This is a genomic window from Burkholderiales bacterium (assembly GCA_015075645.1).
In the GTDB taxonomy this organism is placed as follows: Bacteria; Pseudomonadota; Gammaproteobacteria; order Burkholderiales; family Casimicrobiaceae; genus VBCG01.
Genome location: JABTUF010000001.1, coordinates 49,119 through 74,989, shown reverse-complemented (window position 1 = coordinate 74,989; position 25,871 = coordinate 49,119). Strand labels below are relative to the sequence as shown.

Annotated in this window: 20 protein-coding genes; 18 read left to right on the top strand and 2 right to left on the bottom strand. The window is 70.1% G+C overall.

What is annotated here, in order from left to right:
- Positions 1 to 103: 103 nt before the first annotated feature.
- Together HS109_00315 and HS109_00310 are read right to left on the bottom strand one after the other, a co-directional pair.
- Entirely contained in the window at positions 104 to 1,030 is a 927-nt protein-coding gene (locus HS109_00315) for a hydroxymethylglutaryl-CoA lyase (protein ID MBE7520812.1), read from the bottom strand.
- Positions 1,027 to 2,415, bottom strand: a complete 1,389-nt coding sequence (locus HS109_00310) for an ATP-grasp domain-containing protein (protein MBE7520811.1) — start codon at positions 2,413 to 2,415, stop codon at positions 1,027 to 1,029. The genes HS109_00315 and HS109_00310 overlap by 4 nt, the downstream gene beginning before the upstream one ends.
- 178 nt (positions 2,416 to 2,593) lie before the next feature.
- On the opposite strand from HS109_00310, the gene HS109_00305 reads away from it, so the two are divergent.
- From HS109_00305 to HS109_00220, 18 genes are all read left to right on the top strand, one after another.
- Positions 2,594 to 3,358 (top strand): enoyl-CoA hydratase/isomerase family protein, encoded by a 765-nt coding sequence (locus HS109_00305; GenBank protein ID MBE7520810.1) that lies wholly within the window; start codon positions 2,594 to 2,596, stop codon positions 3,356 to 3,358.
- Positions 3,359 to 3,394: 36 nt separating this feature from the next.
- Entirely contained in the window at positions 3,395 to 4,927 is a 1,533-nt protein-coding gene (locus tag HS109_00300) for an AMP-binding protein (GenBank protein ID MBE7520809.1), read from the top strand.
- A gap of 10 nt (positions 4,928 to 4,937) precedes the next feature.
- Complete coding sequence (locus HS109_00295) at positions 4,938 to 5,714, top strand: enoyl-CoA hydratase/isomerase family protein (GenBank protein MBE7520808.1); 777 nt, start codon at positions 4,938 to 4,940, stop codon at positions 5,712 to 5,714.
- On the top strand, positions 5,711 to 6,310 hold the full coding sequence (locus HS109_00290; GenBank protein ID MBE7520807.1) for a DUF2889 domain-containing protein: 600 nt from the start codon (positions 5,711 to 5,713) through the stop codon (positions 6,308 to 6,310). Before HS109_00295 ends, HS109_00290 begins: the two co-directional genes overlap by 4 nt.
- 70 nt (positions 6,311 to 6,380) lie before the next feature.
- The gene (locus HS109_00285; protein MBE7520806.1) at positions 6,381 to 7,067 is read left to right on the top strand and encodes a TetR/AcrR family transcriptional regulator; all 687 of its coding nucleotides are present in this window, start codon (positions 6,381 to 6,383) and stop codon (positions 7,065 to 7,067) included.
- Between the two features lie 244 nt (positions 7,068 to 7,311).
- Positions 7,312 to 8,331, top strand: coding sequence for a tripartite tricarboxylate transporter substrate binding protein (locus tag HS109_00280; GenBank protein ID MBE7520805.1), 1,020 nt, complete (start codon positions 7,312 to 7,314; stop codon positions 8,329 to 8,331).
- A 17-nt stretch (positions 8,332 to 8,348) separates the two neighbouring features.
- Positions 8,349 to 8,684 carry an NIPSNAP family protein gene (locus tag HS109_00275; protein MBE7520804.1) on the top strand — a complete coding sequence of 112 codons (336 nt, stop codon included), beginning with the start codon at positions 8,349 to 8,351 and terminating at the stop codon, positions 8,682 to 8,684.
- Positions 8,685 to 8,784: 100 nt separating this feature from the next.
- A complete protein-coding gene (locus HS109_00270; GenBank protein ID MBE7520803.1) occupies positions 8,785 to 10,047 on the top strand; it encodes a UbiD family decarboxylase in 1,263 nt (420 codons plus the stop codon).
- A 106-nt stretch (positions 10,048 to 10,153) separates the two neighbouring features.
- Positions 10,154 to 11,131: a tripartite tricarboxylate transporter substrate binding protein gene (locus HS109_00265; protein MBE7520802.1), complete on the top strand. Its 978-nt coding sequence runs from the start codon at positions 10,154 to 10,156 to the stop codon at positions 11,129 to 11,131.
- Positions 11,132 to 11,234: 103 nt separating this feature from the next.
- Complete coding sequence (locus tag HS109_00260) at positions 11,235 to 12,575, top strand: aminotransferase class III-fold pyridoxal phosphate-dependent enzyme (GenBank protein ID MBE7520801.1); 1,341 nt, start codon at positions 11,235 to 11,237, stop codon at positions 12,573 to 12,575.
- Between the two features lie 10 nt (positions 12,576 to 12,585).
- Complete coding sequence (locus HS109_00255; protein MBE7520800.1) at positions 12,586 to 14,643, top strand: hydantoinase/oxoprolinase family protein; 2,058 nt, start codon at positions 12,586 to 12,588, stop codon at positions 14,641 to 14,643.
- A gap of 2 nt (positions 14,644 to 14,645) precedes the next feature.
- On the top strand, positions 14,646 to 16,721 hold the full coding sequence (locus tag HS109_00250; protein MBE7520799.1) for a hydantoinase B/oxoprolinase family protein: 2,076 nt from the start codon (positions 14,646 to 14,648) through the stop codon (positions 16,719 to 16,721).
- The gene (locus tag HS109_00245) at positions 16,721 to 17,467 is read left to right on the top strand and encodes an SDR family oxidoreductase (GenBank protein ID MBE7520798.1); all 747 of its coding nucleotides are present in this window, start codon (positions 16,721 to 16,723) and stop codon (positions 17,465 to 17,467) included. The genes HS109_00250 and HS109_00245 overlap by 1 nt, the downstream gene beginning before the upstream one ends.
- Positions 17,468 to 17,493: 26 nt before the next feature.
- Positions 17,494 to 18,693, top strand: coding sequence for a hypothetical protein (locus HS109_00240; protein ID MBE7520797.1), 1,200 nt, complete (start codon positions 17,494 to 17,496; stop codon positions 18,691 to 18,693).
- A 52-nt stretch (positions 18,694 to 18,745) separates the two neighbouring features.
- Positions 18,746 to 19,174, top strand: a complete 429-nt coding sequence (locus HS109_00235; protein ID MBE7520796.1) for a heme-binding protein — start codon at positions 18,746 to 18,748, stop codon at positions 19,172 to 19,174.
- 67 nt (positions 19,175 to 19,241) lie between these two features.
- Positions 19,242 to 21,965 (top strand): aconitate hydratase AcnA, encoded by a 2,724-nt coding sequence (acnA, locus tag HS109_00230; protein ID MBE7520795.1) that lies wholly within the window; start codon positions 19,242 to 19,244, stop codon positions 21,963 to 21,965.
- Positions 21,966 to 21,978: 13 nt separating this feature from the next.
- Positions 21,979 to 24,930 (top strand): molybdopterin-dependent oxidoreductase, encoded by a 2,952-nt coding sequence (locus tag HS109_00225; GenBank protein MBE7520794.1) that lies wholly within the window; start codon positions 21,979 to 21,981, stop codon positions 24,928 to 24,930.
- 25 nt (positions 24,931 to 24,955) lie between these two features.
- Positions 24,956 to 25,807 (top strand): carboxypeptidase regulatory-like domain-containing protein, encoded by an 852-nt coding sequence (locus tag HS109_00220; protein MBE7520793.1) that lies wholly within the window; start codon positions 24,956 to 24,958, stop codon positions 25,805 to 25,807.
- The last annotated feature ends 64 nt before the right edge of the window (positions 25,808 to 25,871 follow it).

The following is a 25,871-nucleotide window of genomic DNA, read 5'->3' as shown; positions in this document are numbered from 1 at the left end:
ATCGGCTGGGTCGGTATCGCCATCGTCGTCTCCTCGACAGTTGCCTGGTTCTGCCGCGGCACGGCGGGTGCCGCGGATCGATGTTCCCGCGCGTCGCGCGAAGTCAGAGTGCGGTGCGCATCAGCTTTCCGGGGAGCGGATGGCCGATGATGCGCTCGGCCATGCGGGCGCACTCGACCATCGCACGAAGGTCGACGCCGGTCTCGATCCCCATCTCCTCGCACATGTAGGCGAGGTCCTCGGTGCAGATGTTGCCCGAGGCCCCCTTGTGGCCGGCGAACGGACAGCCCCCGAGTCCGCCGCAGGTGGCGTCGAACTGGTCGACGCCCATGCGGAGCGCGGCATAGGCGTTCGCGAGACCGGTTCCGCGCGTGTCGTGGAGGTGCAATCCGATGCGGGTCGACGGCCAGCGCTCGCGCAGTGCCCCGACGCGGGCCTCGATGGACTTCGGCGTCGCGCGTCCGACGGTGTCGGCGAGGTAGATGCCGCGAAGCGTGACCCCGGCCTCCGCCGCGACGGAGAAGATGCCCTCGACCATGCGCAGCACCTGCGCGACCGGTACCTCGCCTTCGAAGTTGCAGCCGAACGCGGTCATCACGTAGCCCCACTCGACCGCGATCCCGTGTTCCCGATAGAGGGCGAGCCAGCGTCGTTGCTCGGCGAACGTCTGCTCGACGTTCATCCCGGTGTTGCGCATCGAGAACGTCTCGGAGGCCGTGACGCGGATCGCGCCGATGAGGTCGAGCGGCAGCGCGAGCGCCCGTTCGAGGCCCCGCACGTTGAGCCACAGGCCGGTGTAGCGCACGCCCGGCGTCCGGTGGATGCCGCGCGCCACCGCTTCGGCGTCGGCCATGCCGGGCACCCGCCTCGGATCGACGTACGACACGCAGTCGATCTGGGGGACGCCGGTGGTGGACAGCGCTTCGATGAAGGCGATCTTGTCCGCGGTCGCGATGCTCGCGGATTCGATCTGGAAGCCCTCGCGCGGGCCTTCCTCGTGGATGCGTATGCGTCGTGGAAGGTCGCTCATGATTGCGCCTCTTGGGTCGCGCCGGCGACGATGTCGCCGTGCCGGTCGGAGAGAAAGGCGGTGTACACGTTCCCGGACGCGAACTCGGGATGCCGAAGGCAGGCGAGCAGGTAGGCCGCGTTGTTCGCGACGCCTTCGATCCGCAGGTCCCGCAGCGCGGCCGCCAGCCGGTCGATCGCCGCGGCGCGGGTCGGTCCCGCCGCGATCACCTTCATGATCATCGGATCGTAGTAGGGGGTGACGGTGTTGCCCGCGGCATACCCGCAGTCGACGCGCACGCCGTCGGATCGCGGAAGCTCGAGCACGCGCAGCGGCCCGGGGCTCGGCAGGAAGTTCTTCGCGGGATTCTCCGCGTACACGCGCGCCTCGACCGCGTGGCCGGAGGCGCGGATCGCGGACTGCGCGAGTTCGCCGTGCAGCGACTCGCCCAGGGCCTGGCGCAACTGCGCGGCCACGAGGTCGACGCCGGTGATCATCTCGGTCACCGGATGCTCGACCTGGATGCGGGTGTTCATCTCGAGGAAGTAGAAGCGGCCGGTGTCCGCGTCGACCAGGAACTCGACCGTCCCGGCGCCCTCGTAGCGGCACGCCTTCGCGAGGGCCACGGCGGCGCGGGCGATGTCCGAGGTCAGTTCGGACGAAAGCCCGGGGGCGCGCGCTTCCTCGATCACCTTCTGGTGGCGGCGCTGCAGCGAACAGTCGCGCTCGTAGAGGTGGACCGCGTCGCCGTCGCCGAAACCGAAGACCTGGACCTCGACGTGGCGGGCGCGGGCGACGTAGCGCTCGAGGTAGACGGCGTCGTCGCCGAACGCCTTGCCGGCGAGCGCACGCGTCGAGCGCACGGCGGCCTCGAGTTCTCCGGGTTCCTTCACGATGCGCATGCCGATGCCGCCGCCGCCGGCGGAGGATTTCACCAGCAGCGGATATTCGAGTTCGCGCGCCGCCCGGGCGAGCCCTTCGGCGTCCTCGGGCAGCCGAGCCGTTCCGGGCAGCACCGGAACGCCGGCGGCGGCCGCGGTGCGGCGCGCCTGCTCCTTGTCGCCCATGAGGTCGATCGCCTCCGGCGACGGGCCGACGAAGACGATACCCTCGTCGCGGCAGCGCCGGGCGAAGTCGGCATTCTCCGAGAGGAACCCGTAGCCGGGGTGGAGCAACGTGGCGCCCGTTTCGCGGGCGGCGGCGAGCACCCGGTCGACGTCGAGGTAGGTCTCCTGCGCCCTCGCGCCGTCGAGCGCGCAGGCCTCGTCGGCGAGGGCGACGTGGGGCAGACCGGCGTCCGGCGCCGAGTGGACCGCCACCGTCGGGAGGCCCAGCAGGCGGGCCGCGGCGAGGACGCGGCAGGCGATCTCGCCGCGGTTGGCGATCAGCAGCTTGGGCTTGCGCATCCGGGACTCCGGCGGAACAGTTTGACGAATCCAGACAAACGAACTAACATTAGTTTATAGAACCCCGGCTGTCAAGGGGAAGCGCCACGGTCCGTCGGATCGGACGTGGCGGGAGCGGCCCGCGGGCGCATTGCCGAACGGCCGGCTTCCGCGGCAACCCAACCCGAGGAGCGAAGCGGTGGCTGGAGCCCAAGTCCTGACGGCGGTGCGCGATTCCGTGGCGACGGTGACGCTGTCGCGGCCCGAGAAGCGCAACCCGATCGGCACCGACACCGCGACGGCGCTCGTCGCGGCGCTCGACGAACTCGACCGCGACGACGAGGTCCGGGTCATCGTGCTGACCGGCGCCGGCGACGCGTTCAGCGCGGGGGGCGATCTCGACGAGTTCCTCGCGACGGTGGACTCGGGCGCGACCGCGCTCTACGAGTCGGGGGAGATCTGGACGCGCCTCTACCGGATGGTTCCGGCGCTGTCGAAGCCGGTGATCGCGCGCGTCGACGGACCGGCGCTCGCCGGCGGCTGCGGACTCGTCGCGGGCGCGGACTTCGCCTACGCGACCGAGCGTTCGGTCTTCGGCTCGCCCGAGATCCGCATCGGGCTCTTCACGCTGCTCGTCCTTCCGGGGCTGCTGCGCGTCCTCCACCGGAGGGACGCGATGGATCTCGTGTACTCGGGGCGCACCGTCACCGCCGCGGAGGCGCTGCAGATGCGGCTCGTGAATGCGGTCGAGCCCGACGTCGATCGCCTCGATGCCCGCATCGCGAGGCAGGCCGAGGCGCTGTGCGCGATACCGCCGGCCACGATGCGTCGGGCGCGGCAGGCGTTCGCCGCCATCGAGGAGGCGGGTTACACGCAGGGGCTGGAACTCGCGCGGGCCCTGCGTCCGGTGTTCATGGCGTCGGAAGAGTTGCGCGACGGCATCGCGAGGTTCCTGCGCCGGTAGGCGGGCGACGGTCGCAACGAGGGAGGAAGGCACCCGATGGTTGATCGCATGGTCGTCGGCGGGCACGTCGAGCACAACGCGCGCCGCTTCGGTTCCAGGATCGCGATCCAGGAGGCCCAGGGACGGGCGTGGAGCTACGCCGAACTGAACGCACGGTCCAACCGGATCGCGCATGCCCTGAAGGGCGCCGGGATCGGGCACGGCGACAAGATCGGCATCCTGTGCGACGCGAGGCTCGAGTGGATCGCCGTCTATGTCGGCGTCGTCAAGCTCGGCGCCGTCGCGGTCCCGATCAACTACCGGCTCACGCCCGACGAGATGGCGGCCAACCTGCGCGGCGCGGACGTGCGGATCCTGTTCGGCCTGGGCAGCCTCATCGATTGCGTCGCCCCGCTGCTCGACGGAATGCGCGCGATCCGGGTCGACGCCGTCGACGGCGACTGCCTCGCGCGGTTCTGCGAGGGCAGCGCGGACACCGACCCGGGAGTGGCCGTCGCCGGCGACGATCCCAACGTGATCCTGTTCACCGGCGGCACGACCGGTCGCGCGAAGGGCGTGGTGCTCTCGCACGCCAACCTCTTCTGGAACTCGCTCGACGAGATCATCGACACCGACATGCACGAGCGCGACAACACGCTGCTCGCGACGCCGCTGCATCACTCGGCCGCGCTCAACTGCTGGCTGCTGCCGCACCTCTATCTCGGCGCGACCGCCACGCTGCTGCCGAAATTCTCGCCGGAAGCGATGCTGCGGGCGATCGCCACGCACCGCGTGACCAACGCGTTCTCGCCGCCGTCGATGGCGCGCGACGTCTACCTGTGCCCGCTGGCCCGCGAGCTCGACCTCAGCTCGTTCCAGCGCTGGTACATCGGCGGCGGAATCCTCGCGCCGCTCGATCGGGACGCGATCCACCAGCTGATGCCGCAGGTGCGGATCTTCTACCAGTACGGGCTCACCGAGGCGGGGCCCATCGTTACGGTGCTGAAGGAAGAGGACTACGCGCGCGCGCCGGGCTCGATCGGACGGGCGTTCATCAATTTCGAGATCAAGATCCTGCGCGAGGACCTGAGCGACGCGGCGCTCCTCGAGGAGGGCGAGATCGCGGTGCGCGGGCCGGCGGTGATGAAGGAGTACTACAGGAGGCCCGACGCGACGGCCGAGGTGTTCCACGAAGGCTGGCTTCGGACCGGCGACACCGGCCTCATCGACGAGGGCGGTTTCGTCCACTTCCGCGACCGTCTGAAGGACATGATCAAGACCGGCGGTCTCAACGTCTATTCGCAGGAAGTCGAGCACGCGCTCGCGAAGCACCCGGCGGTGCGCGAGGTCGCGATCCTCGGATTGCCCAGCAGCAAGTGGGGGGAGGAAGTGACGGCGGTGGTCGTGCGGCACGACGGCGCGACACTGGAGGCGGAGGAGCTGATCGCGTTCGGGAAGCGCCATCTCGCCGCGTACAAGGTGCCGAAGGCGGTGATCTTCATCCCCTACCCGGAGATGCCGATCAACTACAGCGGCAAGATCCTGAAGCGCGAGCTTCGCCAGAGATTGTTGGCCGATCGGACCAATTAGGGAGCCCGGGATGTCGATCGAGTTCGAAGTCGTCGGAAGCACCGCGCGAATCACGCTCAACCGCCCGGGAGCCATGAACGCGGTCACCCGCGAGATGGATGCGCAGCTTCGCGCCGTCTGGAGCGAGGTCAACGCGCGGCGCGAGGTGTACGCCGTCGTGATCACCGGCGCCGGGCCCAAGGCGTTCTGTACCGGTGCGGACATCGGGACGCTGCTGCCGTACCTGACGGAGAACGCCCGCACCGAATCGGACACCGGGGAGTTCGCGGGGCTGTCGCGCGAGCCGCCGACCAACAAGCCGATCGTGGCCGCGATCAACGGCATGTGCCTCGCCGGCGGCCTCGAGCTCGCGCTCGCCTGCGATCTGCGGATCGCCGAGGACCACGCGGTGTTCGGACTGCCCGAGGTGCGGCGCGGCGTGATGGCCGGAGCGGGCGGCGTCACCCGGCTCGCTCGCCTGATACCGGACGCCGTGGCGATGGACATGCTGCTGACCGGAGGAACCATCGACGCGCGCAGGGCGTACGACGTGGGGCTGGTGAGCGAACTGGTGCCGGCCGGCAAGGCGCTCGAACGGGCGATGGAGAAGGCGGAGATCATCGGGCGCAACGCGCCGGTCGCCGTGCGGGTGACCAAGCAGGTCGCGCGGCGGGGGCGCGACATGGGGCTCTACGCGGCGCTGGAGTACGAGCGGATCGCCTTTCGGCGTGTCATGCTGTCCGACGACGCCGTCGAAGGGATCGCGTCGTTCGTGGAAAAGCGCGCGCCGAAGTACACTGGGCGATGAGCCAGGTGCCCGAACCGGACCCACGTGCGCCCCGGCGGCACATGCACCGGCGCGACGTCGTGTGCGACGTGTTCGAGCGCGCGGACGGCCTGTGGGAGGTCGAGGGCCGGCTCGCCGACGTCAAGTCCTACGACGTCGAGGTGGGAGATCGCGGGCGCATCCCCGCCGCTGAGCCGTTTCACGACATGCGCATTCGGATGACGGTCGACCGGAGCCTGACGATCCGCGAAGTACAGGCGATCACCGAGCGCGGTCCCTATGCCGTGTGCGGCGACATCGGCGCGGCCTATGCGAGCCTCGAGGGGCTCGCCATCGCGCCGGGCTTCCGGCGGCAGTTGCAGACGAGATTGGGAGGCAGGAGAGGCTGTCGCCACCTGAGCGACCTCGTCGCCGCGATGGCGGTGGCGTTCACGCAGGCCGCGTGGCACGTGCGAGACGAGATCCACCTCGCGCGGCCGGCCCGTACGCCACGGGGCGCGGCGGAAGGGCCTCCGCCCGAGATCGACGCCTGCCATGCGCTCGCGAGCGACGGCGAGACGGTGAAGCGGTACTACCCGATGTACTTCCGTCCGCCCGAGGGCGGGCAGCGCACCTGAACGACGCGAACGCCGCCAACGCGAGCAGAGAAGCGGCGACCGATCCCACGACAACCATCGAGGCACGACGATGCGCAAGGCAGGCACGAGCGGTGCGATTACCCGGCAAGCCATCCGCGAAGCGGCGATCGAGCTGATCGCGACGCATGGCTTCGAGTCGATGAGTCTGCGCGATCTCGCGGCGAAGTGCGGAATCAAGGCGGGCTCGCTGTACAACTATTTCGGCTCGAAGCAGGATCTGCTGCGCGACCTCCTGCGGGACGTGATGGAAGAGCTGCTCAGGGAGTTCGACGAGCAGGTCCGGCCGCTCGAGGGCGTCATCGACCAGGTCCGGGCGTTCGTGCGCCTGCACATCCTGTTCCACACGCGCCGGCGCATGGAAGTGATCATCGGAAACACCGAACTGCGCTCGCTCACGGAGGAGAACTACCGGCTCGTCACCCAACTGCGTGGAGAGTACGAGAGCCGGCTGCGCAAGATCATCGCGCGGGGCATCGAGCTGTCCGTCTTCCGCGTCCCCGACGCGAAGGTGACGTCGTTCATGATCATCGCCGCGCTGACCGGCGTCGGCTACTGGTACCGCCCGAACGGGGCGTTGAGCCAGCGCAAGCTGATCGCCATGCACGAGCAACTCGTGCTGCAGGCGCTCGGCGTCGATCCGGAGGCCTATTCGTCGGTCGGCGGAGAAGGCGAGCAGGACGCCGGGCGGGAGGCGAGGGCCGAGGCAAGCGACGAGACCACAGCGGGCGTGCGATGAACATGCCTGCGGCCCGAGGTCGGGTCTGAGGCGGGCCTGGCGCCCGTCGTTCGAACGGCGGCATGACCGCGGTGCTTGACCGGCGCCGGCGGACCCGATAAGGTTCGGCAAGATGTATTACTCGTAATACAACTTGACGCGGCGCCGGTGACCGCGCGCGTCCGTCCGGACGCGAGCCCGGCATCGGCGCCGCTGGCCGGCGCCGGGGGCGCGAACGGCGGCGAGGCGGGGAGAGGAGCCGATCATGGACGGAGGCGGGGCACAGCCGGCGCAGGGCGTCGCAACGGTCTCGCGCCGCGACCTGTTGTGCTGGGGGCTCGCGGGGACGGCGCTGGCCCTCGCGCGCGGGGCGGGCGCGCAGGCCTTTCCGGGCCGGCCGGTCCGGCTGGTGGTGCCGTTCGCGGCGGGCGGCCCTGCCGATACGCTGGCACGCGCCACGGCGACAGCGCTGGCCGCGCAGCTCGAGGGGCAGGTGCTCGTCGAGAACAAGCCGGGCGCCGGCGGCAACATCGCTGCGGCATACGTCGCCGGCAGCCCGCCGGACGGCCACACGCTCCTCGTGGCCGGACAGGCGATTCTCGCGATCAACAAGGCGCTCTACGCGAGCCTGTCCTACGATCCGGAGAAGGACTTCGCCTGGGTCGGCATGATGGGGAGCTTCCCCAACGTGCTGGTCTCGAATCCCGAGGCGGTCCCGGCCCGCAGCCTCGCTGAACTCCTCGATCTCGCGCGCGCACGCCCGGGTCAGATCTCCTACGGGTCGAACGGCATCGGCTCGCAATCGCATCTGACGGTGGAGGTCATGGCGCAGGTGGCCGGCGTCAAGTTCCTCCACGTGCCCTATCAGGGTGCCGCGCCGCAGCGCGCCGACCTGTTGTCGGGCAGGATCGGTTTCTCGTTCATCGGGGCGTCCACGACGGTCCCGCTCGTGCGGAGCGGTCAGTTGCGCGCGCTCGCGGTCAGCACCGGGACGCGGGTGGCCGTGCTGCCCGATGCTCCGACGCTGGTCGAATCCGGGTTCCCGACCCTCGATACGCCGACGTGGTTCGCCGCCGTGGCGCCTGCGGCGACGCCCGCGCCGATGCTCTCGGCCCTGCGCAAGTCGTTCGGGGCGGCGATCGCGACGTCCGCCTATGCCGCCGAGTTGAGCAAGCAGGCGAGTCTGGTCGCGAACGTCGACGCGCAGGCGGCCGAGGGACTGCTCGCGCGCGAACGAAAGGTCTGGTCCGATGCGGTGCGGATGACCGGAGCGAGCGCGGGCTGAACCGTCCGTGCAGCGCGATGATCCACCAGCTCCGCATCTACGAGATCTTCGATCGCAATCGCGAGGCGTTCCTCGCTCGCTTCGATGCGCATTCGGCGCCGATCATGGCGAGGCACGGTTTCAGGCTCCTCGCGGCCTGGGAGACACGCACGGCGCGGCGTCGCGAGTTCGCCTACCTCCTGGCGTGGCCCGACGAGGAGACGATGCGCAGCGCGTGGACGGCGTTCCTCGCCGATGCGCAGTGGCTCGAGGTCAAGCGCACGACGCGGGAGGCGCACGGCGCGTTGGTCGGAGCGATCGAGGACCGGGTGCTCGTCCCGGTCGGGAATCCGACGCTGGGCGATCCCGCCTGAGGGTCGGGCGCGCGCGGCCTCGGCGCATCCCGGCGCCGATCGGCCGAACCCCGGGACACCCCGGGGCGGGGACATTCACGGCATCCGAGACGGAGGGGCGATGGACTTCAGGTCGGCGCTGGCAGTGTGCGACGACGCCGGTGAGGTCGCGGAGATCGAGGAGCGGGTCCTCCGCGCCGGCATTCCGGCGCGCGTGCGTGGCGAGGAGCGGCGACGCAATCGCGCATTGCTGTTCCGCCGCGTGGACGACACGGACGCGGCGATCGTCGGCAACCTCTACGGCTCGCGCAGGCGCGTGTGCCGATCGCTGGCGGCGAGGAGCTATCCGGAGCTCTTCGCCCGGCTCGACCGCGCCCTCGCCGATCCCGCGCCGATCGTCCGTCGATCGAACCTTCGCCACGACTGGGAGGTCACGAACGCGCCGGATCTCGTGCGCCTGCTGCCCGCGATGCGCTACAGCCGCGACGACGTCACGCCGTACCTGACGTCCGGCATCCTGCTCGCGCGCGACCCGGCGTCGGGTGACCACCACCTGTGCTTCGTCCGCATGTCGATCGTGGGCGGCGCGAAGCTCCTGGTCAATCCGGCGACCGCGCGCATCCGAAGCATCGTCGAGGCGACGGTCGGCCGGGGCGAGGCGCTCGACGTCGCCGTCCTCGTCGGCGCGCCCGCCGAAGTCACGCTGATGGCCTGCGTGGGCGTCGCGGACGGCGTCGACAAACTCGAGGTCGCGCAGTCGTTGGCGGGCGGCGGACTCGCGTTCACCGACGACCCGCTGCCGCTGCCGGTATCGACCGAATACGTGCTTACCGGACGCATCGTGCCTTCGTTCGAGCGGGAAGGCCCGGTCGGCGACCAGAAGGGGCTCTATTCGGTACGCGAGCGCAATCCGGTGTGCCTCGTCGACGCGGTGCGCGTGCGGCGCGAGCCGCGCTTCCATTCGATCTCCGGCGGCGTGTCGCGCGAGCACATCGAGCTGGTGACGCTGGGGCCGCGCGCCGTCCTCGAGCGGGTGCGCCGCGACACGCCGGGCCTGCTCCGGTACGAGTTGCCGTTCCACGCCGGCGGACGGCTCGCGGTGCTCGTGGTGGCGGACGGCTACCGGCCGGCCGAACTCGCGGAGCGCTTGTGGAAGATCTCCAGCGTCCGCGGCTTCGTGGCGGTCAACCGCGACGTGAGGGCGCTCTCCGCGCCCGATCTGCTGTGGGCGATCGTCGAACGGGCGAGAGAGGTCGAGCGGTTCATGTTCCCGGGACCGCACGCGCCCGGAGTCAAGCCGGGCAAGTTCCTCATCGATGCGACCGAAACCGATCTCGACGACTGGAACCACCGGCGCATCGAAGTACTTCGCGAGCCGCATTGACGGCCCGGGGATGGGGATTGCGATCGCGACGGACAACATGTATGCTAATTAATACAACCTGCGCCGCGACCTCCGCGGCGATCGTTGCCACACGGAGATCCCGCAGATGAAGCGATGCCATCGCGTCTCCTTGCTGTCGTTCCTCGCGGCCTGCCTCGCCGTCGCGGCGCCCGCGTTCGCCCAGAGCGCGCCCTACCCGACGAAACCCGTGCGCATGATCGTGCCGTTTCCTCCGGGGGGCACGACCGACGTGGTCGCGCGGCTCGTCGGCCAGAAGGTCGGCGCCAAGTGGGGGCAGCCGATCGTCGTCGAGAACATGGCCGGGGCGTCCGGGCTCATCGGCACGCAGGCGGGGGTGCGCGCCGCGCCGAACGGCTACGAGCTGACGCTGGGCAACAACCAGACGCATGCGACCAACGCCTCGCTGTTCGCGAAGCCGGGCTTCGACATGATCCGGGACGTGCAGCCGATCGCGTTCCTCGTGCGCACGCGGCACGTCGTCATCGTTCCGGCCGGTTCATCGGTGCGCACGTTCGACGATCTGATCGCCGCCGGCAAGGCGAGGCCGCTGAACTACGCGTCGTCGAGCCAGGGGTCGGCGTCGCATCTCGTGAGCGAGGCGCTGCGCGCGCGCACCGGCATCCAGGCGACGCACGTGCCCTACAAGGGAGCGGCGCCGGCGGTCGCCGACGTCATCGCCGGCCACGTCGACTTCATGACCGCCAGCTACGGCAGCGCCGTCGCCTTCCTCCAGTCGGGAAAGGTCCGCGGGCTGGCGATCTCCGGCGAGAAGCGCGAGCCGGCCTTCCCCGACATGCCGACGTTCGCGGAACTCGGCTACGAGACGCTGTCCGCCGACACATGGATCGCGTTGTTCGCGCCGGCAGGCACGCCGCGACCGATCCTCCAGCAATGGAGCGACGCGCTCGCCGAGTTCGTCGTTGCACCGGACGTCGTGGAGAAGCTTCGCGTGGCGGGATTCGACATCTGGTTCAAACCGCTGCCGGAAGCGGAATCGTTCCATGCGAAGGAAGTCGCCCGATGGGGAAAGATGGTGCGCGATGCCGGCATCACGGCGCAGTGATGCGCACCACCGCCGCGCCGGTCGTTCGTGCGATCGCCGCGCCGAATCCGGCGCGGGCTGACCATCGGCGCGGCTGACGCCGGCAGACGAGGAGCACATGACCATGACGGACACTGCGGGGGCCCTCGCGATGGCACGCGGGATCGGACGAGGCGACTCCTCGCGCACGACGGCGCTCGCGCAGCGGGCCGCGGCGGCGTTTCCCGACGCGCGCCTCACCGCTGCCGACACGCGTCCCTTCCCCGTCGTGATGGCGCGGGGTGCCGGCGACCGGATCTTCGACGTCGACGGACGCGAGTACCTGGACTTCCACCTGTCGTCCGGGGCGCTCGTCGCCGGCCACGCGCATCCCGAGGTTCTGCCGGCGCTGCGTCGCCAGGTCGAGGCCGGCGGCAACTTCGGCGCGATGAACGAGGCGGCGATCGAGCTCGCCGAGCGGATCGTGGCGTCGGTTCCGTCGATCGAGTCGGTGAAATTCGTGGTGTCCGGCACCGAGGCGACGCTCCATGCGATACGCATGGCGCGCGCGTACACGGGACGCGACCTGATCATCCGGTTCGAAGGGGCCTACCACGGCCATCTCGACATGGTGTCGCTCAGCAACAAGCTGGCGACGCTGGGGCCGGCCGACAGGACCCGTCCGCCGGGCACGCGCCCGATACCGGATTGCCCCGGCATCCCGGCCGCCATCCAGGACCTCTGCCTGGTTGCGCCGTTCAACGACGGCGACGCGTTGCGGCGGATCATGGCCGACCACGGCGACCGGATCGCGTGCGTGATCATGGAGCCGTTTCAGCGCTTCATCGAGCCGCGACCGGGTTTCCTGCAGACGGTCCGCGACCTGACGCGCGAACACGGCGCGCTGCTCGTCTTCGACGAGATCGTCACCGGCTTTCGTTTCGGACCGGGCGGAGCGCAGGAGCACTACGGCGTCCGGCCGGACCTCACGACGCTGGGCAAGATCATCGGGGCGGGTTACCCCAACGGCGCGATCGGCGGTCCGGGCGAGATCATGAACGCGCTCTTCGGCAAGACGGCGCGGGCGCCGGTCTATCTCGCCGGAACGTTCGCGGGCCACGCCGTCGCGGCGGCGGGCGGAGCCGCGACGCTCGACGTGCTCCGGCGCCCCGGCGCCTACGACGCGCTCTTCGAGCTCGGCGCGCGCGCGCGCGCGGGGCTCGCCGCCGCGTTCGCGCGGAGGGGTGTGCCCGGACGCGTGTTCGGCGTCGGTCCGCTGTTCCACCTGCATTTCGACGATCGCGACGTGGCGAACGTGCGCGATGCGTTGGGCGAGGACAAGGCGCTGCGCAAGCGCGTCTGGAACGGACTGCTCGAGCGAGGCGTCCACATCACCGGCGCGCGCGGTTTCGTGAGCCTCCAGCACACGGCCGCGACGGTGGACGAACTGGTCGAGCGCTTCGACGCGGCGCTCGCGGATCTTTGAGGACGGCGGAATGATCGAGATCGGCATCGACGTAGGGGGCACGTTCACGGATCTGGTGCTGCTGGACCGGGCGGCGGGGCGACTCGAGGTCGCGAAGACCGCGTCGACGCCCCGGGACCAGTCGATCGGCATCCTCAGCGGGCTCGCGCGCCTCGCCGTCGATCCCGCCAGGATCCGCCGTTTCGCGCACGGATCGACGGTCGCGACCAACACCGTGCTGGAGCGGAAGGGCGCGAAGGTCGCGCTGCTCACGACCGCCGGTTTCCGCGACCTGCTGGAGATCGGGCGCACGAACCGCTCGAAGGTCTACGACATGAAGCTCGCGAAGCCCGCGCCGCTGGTCGCGCGGCCGCTGCGCTTCGAGGTGCGGCAGCGCCGGTTCGTCAACGGCGAGCCGTCGGTACCGCTCGACGAGGGCGACGTGCGCGCCGCCGTCGAGGCGTGCGCCGCCGAGGGGGTCGAGGCGATCGCCATCTGCTTCCTTCACTCCTATCTGGACGCCGCGGACGAGGAACGCGCGGCAGCCGTCGTGCGCGAACGGGCACCGTCGATCCACGTGACGACGTCGGCCGACGTCGTGCGCGAGTACAAGGAGTACGAACGCTTCTCGACGGCGGCGCTCAACGCGTACGTGATGCCGGTGATGGACCGCTACCTCGGGAGGCTCGAGGGCCGTCTCGCCGACTCGGGTTTCCGCGGGCCGATCGAGATGATGAAGTCGTCGGGCGGCCTCATGCGCGCTTCGACGGCGCGGCGCTATCCGGTCGAAACGCTCCTGTCCGGTCCCGCCGCGGGCGTGATGGGCGCGATCCACGTCGCCGAGCGGTCGGGCTTCCGGAACCTGATCACCTACGACATGGGCGGCACGTCGACCGACGTCGCGCTGATCGCCGACGGCAAGGTCGTGCGGACGGCCGAGACGCGCATCTCGAACCTGCCGATCAAGACCCACATGATCGACATCAAGACCGTCGGCGCCGGCGGGGGGTCGATCGCCAGCGTCGTCGCAGGTCGGACGTTCAAGGTGGGACCCCACAGCGCCGGAGCGGATCCGGGTCCGGCCTGCTACGGCAAGGGCGGCACGGCGCCCACGGTGACCGACGCGAATCTGGTCCTCGGGCGGCTGTCGTCGAGCTACGCCCTGGGCGGCGAGATCCGGATCCAGCCGGAGCGGGCGGCGGCGGTCGTCGACGAGCTCGGGCACGCGGTCGGCCTCTCGCGCGAGGTGATGGCGGAGGGAATCCTGCGTCTGGTCAACGTGACGATGGCGTCCGCCATCCGGGAGATTTCGATCCAGCGCGGGCACGACCCGCGGGATTTCGCGCTGGTCGCGTTCGGCGGCGCCGGACCGATGCACGCCTGCGATCTCGCCCGCGACCTCGCGATCCCGCGGGTGGTCGTCCCTCCCGCGCCGGGCAATCTCTGCGCTTTCGGGCTGCTCGTGACCGACGTCGTGTCGGAGCGGTCGGAGACGCTGCTCGCGCGCACGTCCGGCCTCGATCCTGCCCGTCTCGCGACCCGGTTCGAGGACCTCGCTTCCGCGGCGGTCGAGGATCTCGCACGCGACGGCGTGCGTCGTGACGCGATCCGGACCGTGTGCACGGCCGAGATGCGCTACGTGGGCCAGAAGTCCGAGCTGCCGGTTCCGGCCGACCTCGGCGACCTGTCTCCGCAGACGCTGGACGACGCGTTCTTCGCCATGTACGCGGAACGTTACGGCCACACGAAGCGCGTCGCGCCCACCGAGATCGTCAACCTGCGCGTGATGGCGGTCGGCGCGATCGAGAAGGCGGATCTCGCGCGGCTCGCGCCTCCGGCCGCGAATCCGACGTCGAGCGCGGACGGCGTGCTCGAGCGGCGGCGCGTGTACTTCCGGGACACCGGCTGGACCGACTGTCCGGTCTACGATCGCTACCGGATCGCGGTCGGCACGCGCATCCGGGGACCGGCGATCGTCGAGGAACTCGGCGCGACGACCGTCGTCGGCCCCGGGGACGCGTTCACGATCGACGCGCAGCACAATCTCGTTGTCGATGTCCGCGCCGAGGGCGCGGCGAAAGGGGCCTGACGATGGTCGACCCGATCACTCTCGAAGTCATCCAGGAACGGCTCGTGTCGATCGTGCGGGAGATGCGCGCGACGCTGGCGCGGGTCGCCTACTCGTCGGTGCTCTACGAGGCGCGCGACTTCTCCTGCGTCGTGATGAACGCGCGCGGGGAGGCCGTCGCCCAGTCCGAGGACAACCCCGGCCACATCATCCCGTTGCCGTGGTCGGTGCGCATCGCGATCGAGCGCTTCCGCGACGACATCAATCCCGGTGACGTGATCCTCATCAACGATCCGTACTCGGGAGGGACGCACCTCAACGACGTCGCGGTGATCTGCCCGGTGTTCGTGGACGGGAAGCTGCTGCTGTTCCCGGCGATCCGCGCGCACTGGGCGGACGTCGGCGGCATGACGCCGGGAAGCCTGTCCGGCACGTCGACGGAGATCTTCCAGGAGGGTGTGCGGATTCCGCCGATCAAGATCTACGAAGGCGGCAAGCTGGTGCGCGGCGTCGCCGACCTGATGTTCGCGAACATGCGGGTCGAGCCGGAGCGCCGCGGTGACCTGCAGGCGATGATCGAGACCTGCCGCACGGCTGAACGGCGCATCGGCGAGATGGCGTCGAAGTTCGGCGTGGAGCGCATGCTGGAGGCGATCGGGGTCATCCTCGACCGGACCGAGGCGCAGATCCGCGATCTGATCGGGCGCATTCCGGCCGGCTCGTACGTCTACGAGGACTACCTCGACGCGTCCGGGACCACCGACGAGCCGGTGCTGCTCAAGACGCGCATCGAGATCGAGGGCACGGACGTCCACGTCGACTTCACCGGAACGGCACCGCAGGTCGCCGGGCCGATCAACGCGTCGCTCGCCGTCACGACGACGGCGGTGTTCACGATCCTCAAGACCGTGCTCGATCCCGACCTGCCGGTGAATCAGGGGGCGTTTCGTCCGATGCGCGTCACCGCGCCGGAAGGCACGATCCTCAACGCCCGCTTCCCGGCGGCGTGCGGGGGATTCGCGGAGATCCGCCGGCGCACGCAGTCGGTCGTGATGGGAGCGCTGTCGCGCGCGCTGCCCGAGGCGATCGCCGGCGACGTGAAGGGCAGCGCCAACCACTGCTACGTGGGCGGACTCAACCCGGAGACGAACTCGCACTTCATCTTCTACGAGTATCCGGCGGGAGGCACCGGCGGGTATCGGGAGGCCGATGGCTCGTCGGCGTTCCGTTCGTTCGACGAAGGCGACTTTTCGTCGATCCAGCCGGTCGAATCGATCGAGAACGAACTGCCGCTCGTCATCGAACGAACGGCGATGCGAACCGATTCGGGCGGCCCGGGGACGATGCGCGGCGGACTCGGGATCGAGCGCGACGTTCGCGTCGCGATCGAGCGCGCCACCTACTCGGTGCTCTCCGACCGCTGCATCATCCCGCCGTTCGGCCTGCACGGCGGCGAGGCCGGGGCGCCGAACAGCTTCACCTATCGGCACGCCGGCGAAGAGCGGCAACCGGGCAAGATCCCGGGCAAGGCGACCGGATGCCCGGTCGTGCGCGGCGACGTCGTCCTCATGCGTTCGGCGGGCGGCGGCGGATACGGGGATCCGCTGGCCCGTGATCCCGAGCGAGTGCGCGAGGACTGCCGGCTGGGGTTCGTCAGCGCGGCGGCGGCGTCCGATCATTACGGCGTGGTGTTCTCGGCCGACGGCTCGGTGGATGGGGCGGCGACCGCCTCGAGGCGCGCGTCGCTCGACGCGCAACGGTGCATGTTCACGGTCGCCGCGCACGGCGCGGCCGGCGGCGAGTACGTGCACGGCCGCCGTTACGTGCAGATGCATCCGGCGGCCGCGACGCGGGCGGGATTGATCGAAGGCGCCCCGATCGAGATCGTGGTCCCGGTCGGAGCGCCGCTGCGGGCGTGGGTCCGGTACAACGATGCGATCGCATCCGAGGTCGTGTGGATCGGCGCGGAAGGCGCGGCGATGATCGGGGTCGCGCCGGGCGCGTCGGTGCGGCTGCGGGCGCTCGCGCTCGGTTACGCGGCCGCGCCCAGGGTCGCCGCGCGCCCGTCGGCAGCGGCGCGCGAAACCGCCTCGGCATGATGCCGTCCGCGCCCGCGACCGCACCGTTCGACCTGGGTCTCGCCGGCCGGCGCGCCGTCGTGACCGGTGGCACCGGGGCGATCGGTGCCGCCGTCTGCCGGATGCTCACCGGGCAGGGCGTCGGTGTCTGGTCGCTCGACCGAAGCTCCCCCGCGGAGCCGCTCCCCGGCGTACGCACGCTGGTCTGCGACGTGCGCAGCCGCGCGTCGATCGAACGGGCGGCCGCGACCGTGGTCGAGGACGGCCCGATCGACATCCTCGTCAATTCGCACGGCCTGCAGATCCGCGCGAGCGCGATGGACTGCACCGACGAGGCGCTCGACGAAATCATGGACGTCAACGTCGGCGGATGCTGGCGCACCTGCCAGGTGTTCGGCGCGCCGATGAAGTCACGCGGCGGGACGATCGTCAACATCGCCAGCATCAACGGCATGCTGGCGGCGAAGACCGGAGCGGCCTACGGAGTGTCGAAGGCGGCGCTGATCCATTTCACGCGCATCCTCGCGCTCGAACTGGCGCCCGCGGTGCGGGTGAATGCGGTGGCGCCGACCGCCGTACGCTCCGCCATGACCGCAGACCTCTTCCGGGACCCGGCCTACGAGCCCGCCAAGATCGCCGCCGTTCCGTTGGGTCGCATCGCGACGGCCGACGACGTCGCGAGCGCCGTCGTCCTGCTCGCGTCGTCCAGGACCGCGTTCGTCACCGGACAGACCTGGGCGGTCGACGGCGGCATCTCGCTGCCGTGACGCGCGACGCGAGGAGGAGATCGACGATGCAGGCCGCCGTCAGCAAGATCAACACCATGCCGGACGTGCGCGCCGGACAGGCGTTCGCGCCCCGGGTCGTCCTCAACGACTGCACGCTGCGCGAGGGCGAGCAGGCGAGCGAAGTCAACTTCGACCTCGATTCGCGCCTGAGGATCGCCGAGGCGCTCCACGACGCCGGCATCGCCCAGGTGCAAGCCGGCTACCCGGGGCGTTCCGAGACCGACTTCAAGACGATCGTCGAATTGCGCAAGCGATTTCCTTCGTGGACGGTCGAGGCGGTCACGCAGGTGTTCCAGAAGGACTGGCGCGAGCAGATCGACCGGGCCGTGGACTCGGGCGCCGATTGGATCGACCTCATCTATCCGGTTTCGGATCTGCGGCTGTCGATCGTGCAGAAGGTCTCGCGCGCCCAGATGCTGGTCCGAACGGTCGAGGCGGTGCGCTACGCCTGTGAACGTGCACCCAACGTCCGCTTCGCGCCGACCGACACCGGTAGGGCCGATCTGGGCTTCCTGGAGTCCGTCTACCGGGCCGTCGTCGACGCGGGCGCGAAGCGCGTGACGGTCGCCGACACCGTCGGTGCGCTCCACCCCCGGGCGACAGCGTTCCTCGTCCGCCGCGCCGTCGAGGTGTCGGGCGTGCCGGTGCAGGTCCATTTCCACGACGACTTCGGCCTCGCGCTCGCGAACACGATCGCGGCGGCCGAGGCGGGAGCGACGATCCTCGACGGCACCGTGCTGGGCGTCGGAGAGCGCGCCGGGAACGCTCCGCTGGAGGAGCTCGCGGCGAGCCTCGAGGTCCTCTACGGCGTCCCCACCGGAGCGAAGCTCGAGCGGATGAGCGCGCTCGCCGCGCTCGTCGCGTCGGTGTCGAAGGTCGCCGTGCCGCCACACAAGGCGATCGTGGGCAGCCATGCCTTCGCGCACAAGCTCGACGCCCACGTGATGGGCGTCTCGATGGGCGCGTCGGCGTACGAATCGGTCGCGCCGGCGACGTTCGGCAACCGCCGGCACATCGGACTCGGGCGTCTGTCCGGCGGCAACGCGGTGCGCGCGCGCCTGGGTCAACTGGGCGTGAATGTCGGAGACGACGCGCTGATCGACGCGCTCGCCGCCGATGTGCGCTCGACCGCCGAAGGGCAGAGCGAGCCCATCGGCGACGAGCAACTCCTCGCGATGCTCGAACGGCGTTCACCCACGACCTGAACGCGCCCGTACGCCTGCCTTCCCTTCACGTTCTTCCCACCGGAGCCCCGACGTGCTGACTGTCAAGCGCTTGAGCCTCGCCGACGCCCAACTCATCCTCGACGCGTGCCAGTCGAAAGCGATCGAGGTGGGCACCCCGAAAGACATGGCCGTCGTCGACGAGAGCGGCCACCTGATCGCCTTCCGCCGCATGGACGGCGCCAAGTTCTCGTCGGTCGAGATCGCGATCAACAAGGCGTTCACGTCCTCGGGCGGCGGGCGGGCGACGCGCGACTACAAGAACGTCGCCGGACCGACCGGCCCCGCGTTCGGCCTGCACACGCAGTTCCAGGGCCGCTTCACGATCCTGGGTGGCGGAGTGCCGGTGGTCGTCGACGGCCAGATCGTCGGCGCGGTCGGCATCTCGTCGGGTGCCGCCGACGAGGATCATGCGGTGGCCGAGGCGGGCATCGCCGCATTCCAGGCGTCGCAGAAGGGCTGAGGTGCCCGCGACGGTCGAATCGCGATCCGCCGTCCCCGGGAGCGGGAGCGCCGCGCTCGGCGCTGCGGTGCCGTCTCCCGCCCGCCGGTCGACGCGTTCCGGGCGCTTCGCCCGCGTCGCGGGAACGGGTGAAGCGCTGCTCGTCGCCGATGTCGCCGGGTGGCTCGCGGAGCGCGCGGTCGACGTCCGCCGCGTGCCCTTCGCCGCGCGGGCGGTCCTCGAGAACCTGATGCGACAGGTCGCCTGCGGCGAGTGCGAGGAGGAGCGGCTCGACGCCGTCGCCGACTGGCGTGCCGCCCCGCTCGGGACGATCCTGCCGCTCGCCGTGTCGCGGCTGGTCATGCCGGACTCGAGCGGACTGCCGCTGCTCGCCGATCTGGCCGCATTGCGGGATGTCGCGGCGCGGTCGGGCGCGGATCCCGAGCGCGTGCGGTTCGCGGTGCCCGTGCACCTGATCGTCGACCATTCGGTGCAGGTCGACGTCGCGGGCGTTCCCGACGCGATCGCGCGCAATCTCGACCGCGAGTTCGACCGCAACGCCGAACGCTACCGGTTTCTCAAGTGGGCGGGACAGGCGTTCGACGACCTCCGGATCGTGCCGCCGGGAACCGGAATCATCCATCAGATCCAGCTCGAGAAGCTCGCCGGCCCGATCGCCTTCGACACGCGTTTCGACGAACCGGTCGTGGGGGCCGAACTCGTCGTCGGGACCGATTCGCACACTCCGATGGTCAACGGGATCGGCGTCGTCGGGTGGGGCGTGGGCGGCATCGAGGCCGAGTCGGTGCTGCTCGGGGACCCTCTGGTGGTGCCGAAGCCGCCCTGCATCGGCGTACGACTCGCAAAGACTCCGCGGCCCGGCGTGATGGCCGCCGACATCGCGCTCGCGGTCACCGAATTGCTGCGTCGAGAGGCGCCGATCGGGGCGTTCGTCGAGTTCTTCGGGGACGGCGTCGACGCGCTCCCGGTTCCCGACCGCGCGACGATCGCCAACATGGCGCCCGAGTACGGCGCGACGATGGGCTATTTTCCAGTGGACCGGGCGACGCTCGCGTTCCTGCAGGCGACCGGGCGAGCGGCGAAGGATGTCGCGCGCACCGAGGCGGTGGCGCGCGCGCTGCGCCTGTTCCGGGAGCCCGGCGATCCGCTGCCCGACTACGATGCATCGTTCGAGCTCGACCTCTCGGCGCTCGAACCGGCGATGGCGGGTCCTCGTCGACCCGAGGACCGGGTGGCATTGCGGGACCTCCCGGAGAGCTTCTCGTCGGCGCTCGCCCGGAGTCTCGCGGACGACGGATACGCGGCGGCGGACGACCGCCGCGTAGAATGCACGGTCGGTGGCGCGCGGACGACGCTCACCCACGGTTTCATCGCCATCGCGGCGATCACCTCGTGCACGAACACGTCGAATCCGGCCTCGGTGATCGCGGCGGGACTGCTCGCGCGGAACGCGCGTGCACGGGGGCTCTCGCCCTCGCCCTGGGTCAAGACCTCGTTCGCGCCCGGATCGCGGGCCGTGCCCCGGTACCTCGCCACGCTCGGCCTGCTCGAGCCGCTCGAGGCGCTCGGTTTCTCGGTCGTGGGCTTCGGATGCACGACCTGCGGAGGCAAGTCGGGCCCCTTGGACGCAGCGGTCGCGGACGCGATCGAGCGCGGGGGACTCGTCGCGGTGGCGGTGCTGTCCGGCAACCGCAATTTCGAGGGGCGGATCCACCGCCTCGTGCGCGCCGCGTACCTCGGAGCGCCGCACCTGGTGGTCGCCTACGCGATCGCCGGCCGGATCGACGTCGATCTCGCCCGGGATCCGCTCGGCCTCGATCGGAACGGCGTCCCGGTGTACTACGCGGACGTCGTTCCCGATCCGCGCGAGGTGTCGGCATGCGCGGAACGGGCGCTCGAACCGGGACTGTTCGCGGACGTCTACGCGACGCTCCATGACGGCACCGCGCAGTGGAGGCAGCTCGAGGCGCCGGGAGGATCGTGTTTCGCGTGGGACCGCGAGTCGACCTATCTGGTGCGGCCACCGTTCTTCGACGGCGATGCGGATGCGTTCGCCGACCGCATCACGGGCGCGCGCGTCCTGTGCCTGCTGGGCGATTCGGTGAATACAGACCACATCTCCCCCGGCGGCGAGATTCCGGTCGACAGCGCGGCCGGGCGTTACCTGATCGGCCTCGGGGTCGCGCCCGAGCGGTTCAACACCTACGTCGGGCGGCGGGGCAACCCGGAGGTGATGCGTCGGGCGACCTTCGCGCACGCGAGGTTTCGCAACCTTCTCGTGCCCGACCGCTTCGGCGGCTGGACGCGGATGCTGCCCGGCGGGGACCTCGTGCGGATCCACGAAGCGGCCGACGCCTACCGTGCGCGGGGCGTCCCCGCAATCGTCGTCGCGGGCGCGCGATACGGCTCCGGCAGCAGCCGGGATTGGGCGGCGAAGGGGCCTGCGTTGCTCGGCGTGCGTGCGGTCCTGGCGACGTCGTTCGAGCGCATCCACCGCGCGAACCTGGTCGGCATGGGCATCCTGCCGCTCGTGTTCGCGGCGAGGGAGGGCTGGCGCGAACTCGGGCTGGACGGCTCCGAGGTCTTCGACATCGAAGGCCTCCAGGCGGCACTCGATGCGGGGGCGCCTGCGCGCTTGCGTGCGAGCCGCCCGGGGTTCGAACGGGCATTCGAGGTCACCGTCGGAATCACGACCGCCTCCGAGGCGCGGCAACTGAGGGATGGCGGGATCTTTCGCGCGGCGCGGGGTCGCTTCGCGCGCGAGCGCGGAGCGCCGACGACACCGGCATGAAGGGAGAGGTTCGATGAAGGTGGCACTGGCGCTCAAGGGCGCGGAATGGGCGATGAACCTGACTGCGTTGCGCCATCCGGCATTCGCGGCGCGGCTCGCCGAGCGTGCGCGCATCGTCCAGCTCCGCATGCGCGACCCCGCCGGCCCCGCCCGCCACTACGCGTTCGGCGGCTCGCGCGTGCGCTCGGGCGCGGGAATCCATCCGGCGCCCGACGTCGTGTTGACGTTCAAGGATGCCGACGTCGCGTGGCGGATTTTCAAGCCGGGTTCGATTCGCGCCGACGCGGTCAATTTCGCGAAGAACTTCGCGGTCGAGGTCGCCGGTGACGACGAGCTCGCCTGCTGGTTCACCGAGACGCTCAGCCTGTTGCGGTCGATCCGCTGGACGTCGGGCGTCGACGCCGGGCACGGCGAGACCCGGTATTGCAACGCGACCAACGGCGGTCCGGTGTTCGTCTACGTCAAGGACGGCAGGATCGTGCGGACGACTCCGATCGACTTCGACGAGCGCGATCCGCAGTCGTGGTCGCTCGAGGCGCGCGGGCACACCTTCTCCCCGCCCCGCCGGACGACGACGACGGCGCACACGCTCGCGTCGAAGTCGATGGTCGACTCGAAGGATCGCCTGCTCTACCCGATGAAGCGCGTCGACTTCGATCCCGACGGCGAGCGCAACTGCGCCAACCGCGGCAAGTCGGGGTACGTGCGCATCTCGTGGGAAGAGGCGCTCGACATCGTCGTGTCGGAGATCCGCCGGGTCAAGCGCGTCCACGGGCACGGCGCGATCATGAGCAGTCAGAGTTCGCACCACACCTGGGGCAACATCGGCTGCTACGTCTCCGCGTTCAATCGCTTCATGAACGCCATCGGCTACACGAAGATGGTGATCAACCCGGACAGTTGGGAGGGCTGGTACTGGGGCGCGACGCACCACTACGGGTACAGCATGCGGCTCGGCGCGGCCGAGCCCTACGGCATGCTGGACGACTGCCTGCAGCAGGCCGAGTTGATCGTGTTCTGGTCGAGCGACCCGGAGTCCACCGGCGGATCCTACGGGGCGTTCGAGGGCACGCTGCGCAGGATGTTCGCGCGCGATGTCGGCATCGAAATGGTGCACATCGATCCGCATCTCAACTACACGGCGTCGCTGCTCGGCGGAAAGTGGATTCCGATCGTGCCGGGAACGGATCCCGCGCTCGCCCACGCGATCGCCCACGTGTGGATGACCGAGGGACTCTACGACAAGACGTACGTGGCCGAGCGCACGACGGGGTTCGAGAAGTACCGCGACTACGTGCTGGGCGTCGAGGACGGCGTCCCGAAGACTCCCGAGTGGCAGGAGTCCGAGACCGGCGTGCCGGCGCACACGGTGCGCGCGCTGGCGCGCAAGTGGGGCACGCGCAGGACGTACCTCGGCGCCGGAGGCAAGGGCACGGCGTTCGGCGGCGCCTGCCGATCCGCGACGGGCTCGCAGTGGGCGCGCGCGATGGTCTGCCTGATGGCGATGCAGGGTCTCGGCAAACCGGGGATCAACTTCGGCAATCTGCAGTACGGCGCGCCGATCGACTACAACTTCTACTTTCCCGGCTACGGCGAAGGCGGCCTGTCCGGCGACGTCGAGACGACGGGAGCCGCGGTCCAGCTCTATCAGCGTCAACCGCAGCTCCCCAGCATGAACGTCGTGGCGCAGCGGATCACCCGCAACCGGATCGCGGAGGCGATCCTCGAGGGCGAGGCGCACGGCTATCCGATCGACCCCAAGTCGATCAACGGCCAGTTCATGCGCTTCCACTACCCGGCGCCGGGACATTCGCGGGTCCGGATGATGTACAAGTACGGCGGCTCCCATTTCGGCACGGTGCAGGAGTCGAACCGGCTGGCCGACGCCTACCGATCGGACCAGCTCGAATTCGTCGTCAACCAGTCGATCTGGCACGAAGGGGAGTCGAAGTTCGCCGACGTCATCCTGCCGGCATGCACGAACTTCGAGCGCTGGGACATCGGCGAGTGGACGGTGGCGGGCGGCTATTCGCACCACAACAACGGCCAGCTCAACCACCGCGTGATCTCGATCCAGCACAAGTGCATCGAGCCGCTCGGCGAGTCGCGCTCGGACTACCGCATCTTCCTGGACATCATGCATCGACTGGGACTCGGCACCTATTACAGCGAGGGCATGACCGAGCTGGACTGGTGCCGGGCGCAGTTCGAGGCGTCCGACCTGCCGGCGCGCATCTCCTGGGAGGAGTTCCTGCGGAAGGGCTACTACGTGGTCCCGCCCGAGGACACGTCCAGGACGCCGCAACCGAACGCGATGCGGTGGTTCGCGGAAGGGCGGCGCAAGGACGTGCCGGAGCCGCATCCGTTGCCGGCGGGCTACGGTCACCGGTTCCGCGAGGGGCTGCAGACGATGAGCGGCAAGATCGAGTTCGAGGCATCCAGCCTGAAGATGTTCGACGACCCCGGACGTCCGCCGGTGAATCGCTACATCCCCTCGTGGGAGGGCAGGCGCACGACCGAACTCTACCGTCGCTTTCCGCTGCAGCTCATCACGCCGCATCCCCGCTACAGCTTCCACACGCACACCGACGGCAAGGACACGTTCATCAACGACGTCGTCGAGCATCGCGTCCTGATCGACGGCTATTACTACTGGGTCGTGCGGATGAACCCGAAGGACGCCCGGGCGCGGGACCTCGCGCACCACGACCTGGCGCGGCTCCACAACGACCGGGGCAGCGTGATCTGCGCGGCGGCGCTCACCGAGCGACTTCCTCCCGGAGTCGTGCAGGCCTACGCGTCGTCGGGCGTCTACGATCCGATCGGCGAGCCGGGGCACTCGACCGATCGCGGTGGGTGCGTGAACCTCCTCGCGCCCACCCGCTGGCAGACCGAGAAGACGAGCGCATCGGCGCCCAATTCCTGCCTGATCGAAATCGAGAAGTGGAACGGAGAACGGCCATGAACGCCGGGCCCGGGGGGGTATCCCGATGACCAGCAAGTGGGCGCTGTTCGTCGATGTCGCGAAGTGCCACAACTGCCGGAACTGCTTCATCGCGTGCAAGGACGAGCACGTGGGCAACGCCTACCCGGGGTATGCGGCGCCGCAGCCCAGGCACGGCCACGAGTGGATCGCGATCTCGACCCGGGAGCGCGGCGAAGCGCCGATGGTCGACGTCGCGCATCTGCCGACGATGTGCAACCACTGCGAGGACGCGCCTTGCGTGACCGCGTCGCCGGACGGCGCGGTCCACCGCCGTTCCGACGGCATCGTCATCATCGACCCCGACAAGGCGCGTGGCCGCCGTGAGCTCGTAGACACGTGTCCCTACGGCGCCATCTGGTGGAACGAGGAGGCGCAGTTGCCGCAGAAGTGGATCTTCGACGCGCATCTCCTCGATCGCGGCTGGAGCGAGCCGCGTTGCGTGCAGGCCTGCCCGACCGGCGCGATGACGTCGGCCAGGCTCGACGACGCCGCGCTGGCCCGGCGCGTCGCCGACGAAGGCTTCGAGGTCCTCCATCCCGAGTACGGCACGCGGCCGCGGGTGTTCTACCGGAACCTGCAGCGCTACACCGCGTGTTTCGTCGGCGGGACGCTGATCGCCCGCGCGAACGACGTGGACGACTGCGTTGCCGGGGCGGTGGTCGAAGTGTCGAAGGACGGCCGCGTCGTCGCGTCGGCGAAGAGCGACGACTTCGGCGAATTCAAGTGCGATGGACTCGAGGAAGGAAGCGGCGCGTACGAGGTGGTCGTGCGCGCCGAGGGGTTCCGCGAGGCGCGCGCGGCGGTGACGCTGGGGACGAGTCGCTACCTCGGAGTCCTGCGACTCGAACGGAATTGAGCGCGAACCGCGACAGGTGACACCGGCGGGCGTCGCTCGACGCCCGCACAACGAAGGGGATCAG

Bases quoted from the DNA above. Each gene is read 5' to 3' on its own strand.
- HS109_00315 (MBE7520812.1), bottom strand. From the start codon at position 1,030: ATGAGCGACCTTCCACGACGCATACGCATCCACGAGGAAGGCCCGCGC.
- HS109_00310 (MBE7520811.1), bottom strand. From the start codon at position 2,415: ATGCGCAAGCCCAAGCTGCTGATCGCCAACCGCGGCGAGATCGCCTGC.
- HS109_00300 (MBE7520809.1), top strand. From the start codon at position 3,395: ATGGTTGATCGCATGGTCGTCGGCGGGCACGTCGAGCACAACGCGCGC.
- HS109_00295 (MBE7520808.1), top strand. From the start codon at position 4,938: ATGTCGATCGAGTTCGAAGTCGTCGGAAGCACCGCGCGAATCACGCTC.
- HS109_00290 (MBE7520807.1), top strand. From the start codon at position 5,711: ATGAGCCAGGTGCCCGAACCGGACCCACGTGCGCCCCGGCGGCACATG.
- HS109_00285 (MBE7520806.1), top strand. From the start codon at position 6,381: ATGCGCAAGGCAGGCACGAGCGGTGCGATTACCCGGCAAGCCATCCGC.
- HS109_00280 (MBE7520805.1), top strand. From the start codon at position 7,312: ATGGACGGAGGCGGGGCACAGCCGGCGCAGGGCGTCGCAACGGTCTCG.
- HS109_00275 (MBE7520804.1), top strand. From the start codon at position 8,349: ATGATCCACCAGCTCCGCATCTACGAGATCTTCGATCGCAATCGCGAG.
- HS109_00270 (MBE7520803.1), top strand. From the start codon at position 8,785: ATGGACTTCAGGTCGGCGCTGGCAGTGTGCGACGACGCCGGTGAGGTC.
- HS109_00265 (MBE7520802.1), top strand. From the start codon at position 10,154: ATGAAGCGATGCCATCGCGTCTCCTTGCTGTCGTTCCTCGCGGCCTGC.
- HS109_00260 (MBE7520801.1), top strand. From the start codon at position 11,235: ATGACGGACACTGCGGGGGCCCTCGCGATGGCACGCGGGATCGGACGA.
- HS109_00255 (MBE7520800.1), top strand. From the start codon at position 12,586: ATGATCGAGATCGGCATCGACGTAGGGGGCACGTTCACGGATCTGGTG.
- HS109_00250 (MBE7520799.1), top strand. From the start codon at position 14,646: ATGGTCGACCCGATCACTCTCGAAGTCATCCAGGAACGGCTCGTGTCG.
- HS109_00245 (MBE7520798.1), top strand. From the start codon at position 16,721: ATGCCGTCCGCGCCCGCGACCGCACCGTTCGACCTGGGTCTCGCCGGC.
- HS109_00240 (MBE7520797.1), top strand. From the start codon at position 17,494: ATGCAGGCCGCCGTCAGCAAGATCAACACCATGCCGGACGTGCGCGCC.
- HS109_00225 (MBE7520794.1), top strand. From the start codon at position 21,979: ATGAAGGTGGCACTGGCGCTCAAGGGCGCGGAATGGGCGATGAACCTG.
- HS109_00220 (MBE7520793.1), top strand. From the start codon at position 24,956: ATGACCAGCAAGTGGGCGCTGTTCGTCGATGTCGCGAAGTGCCACAAC.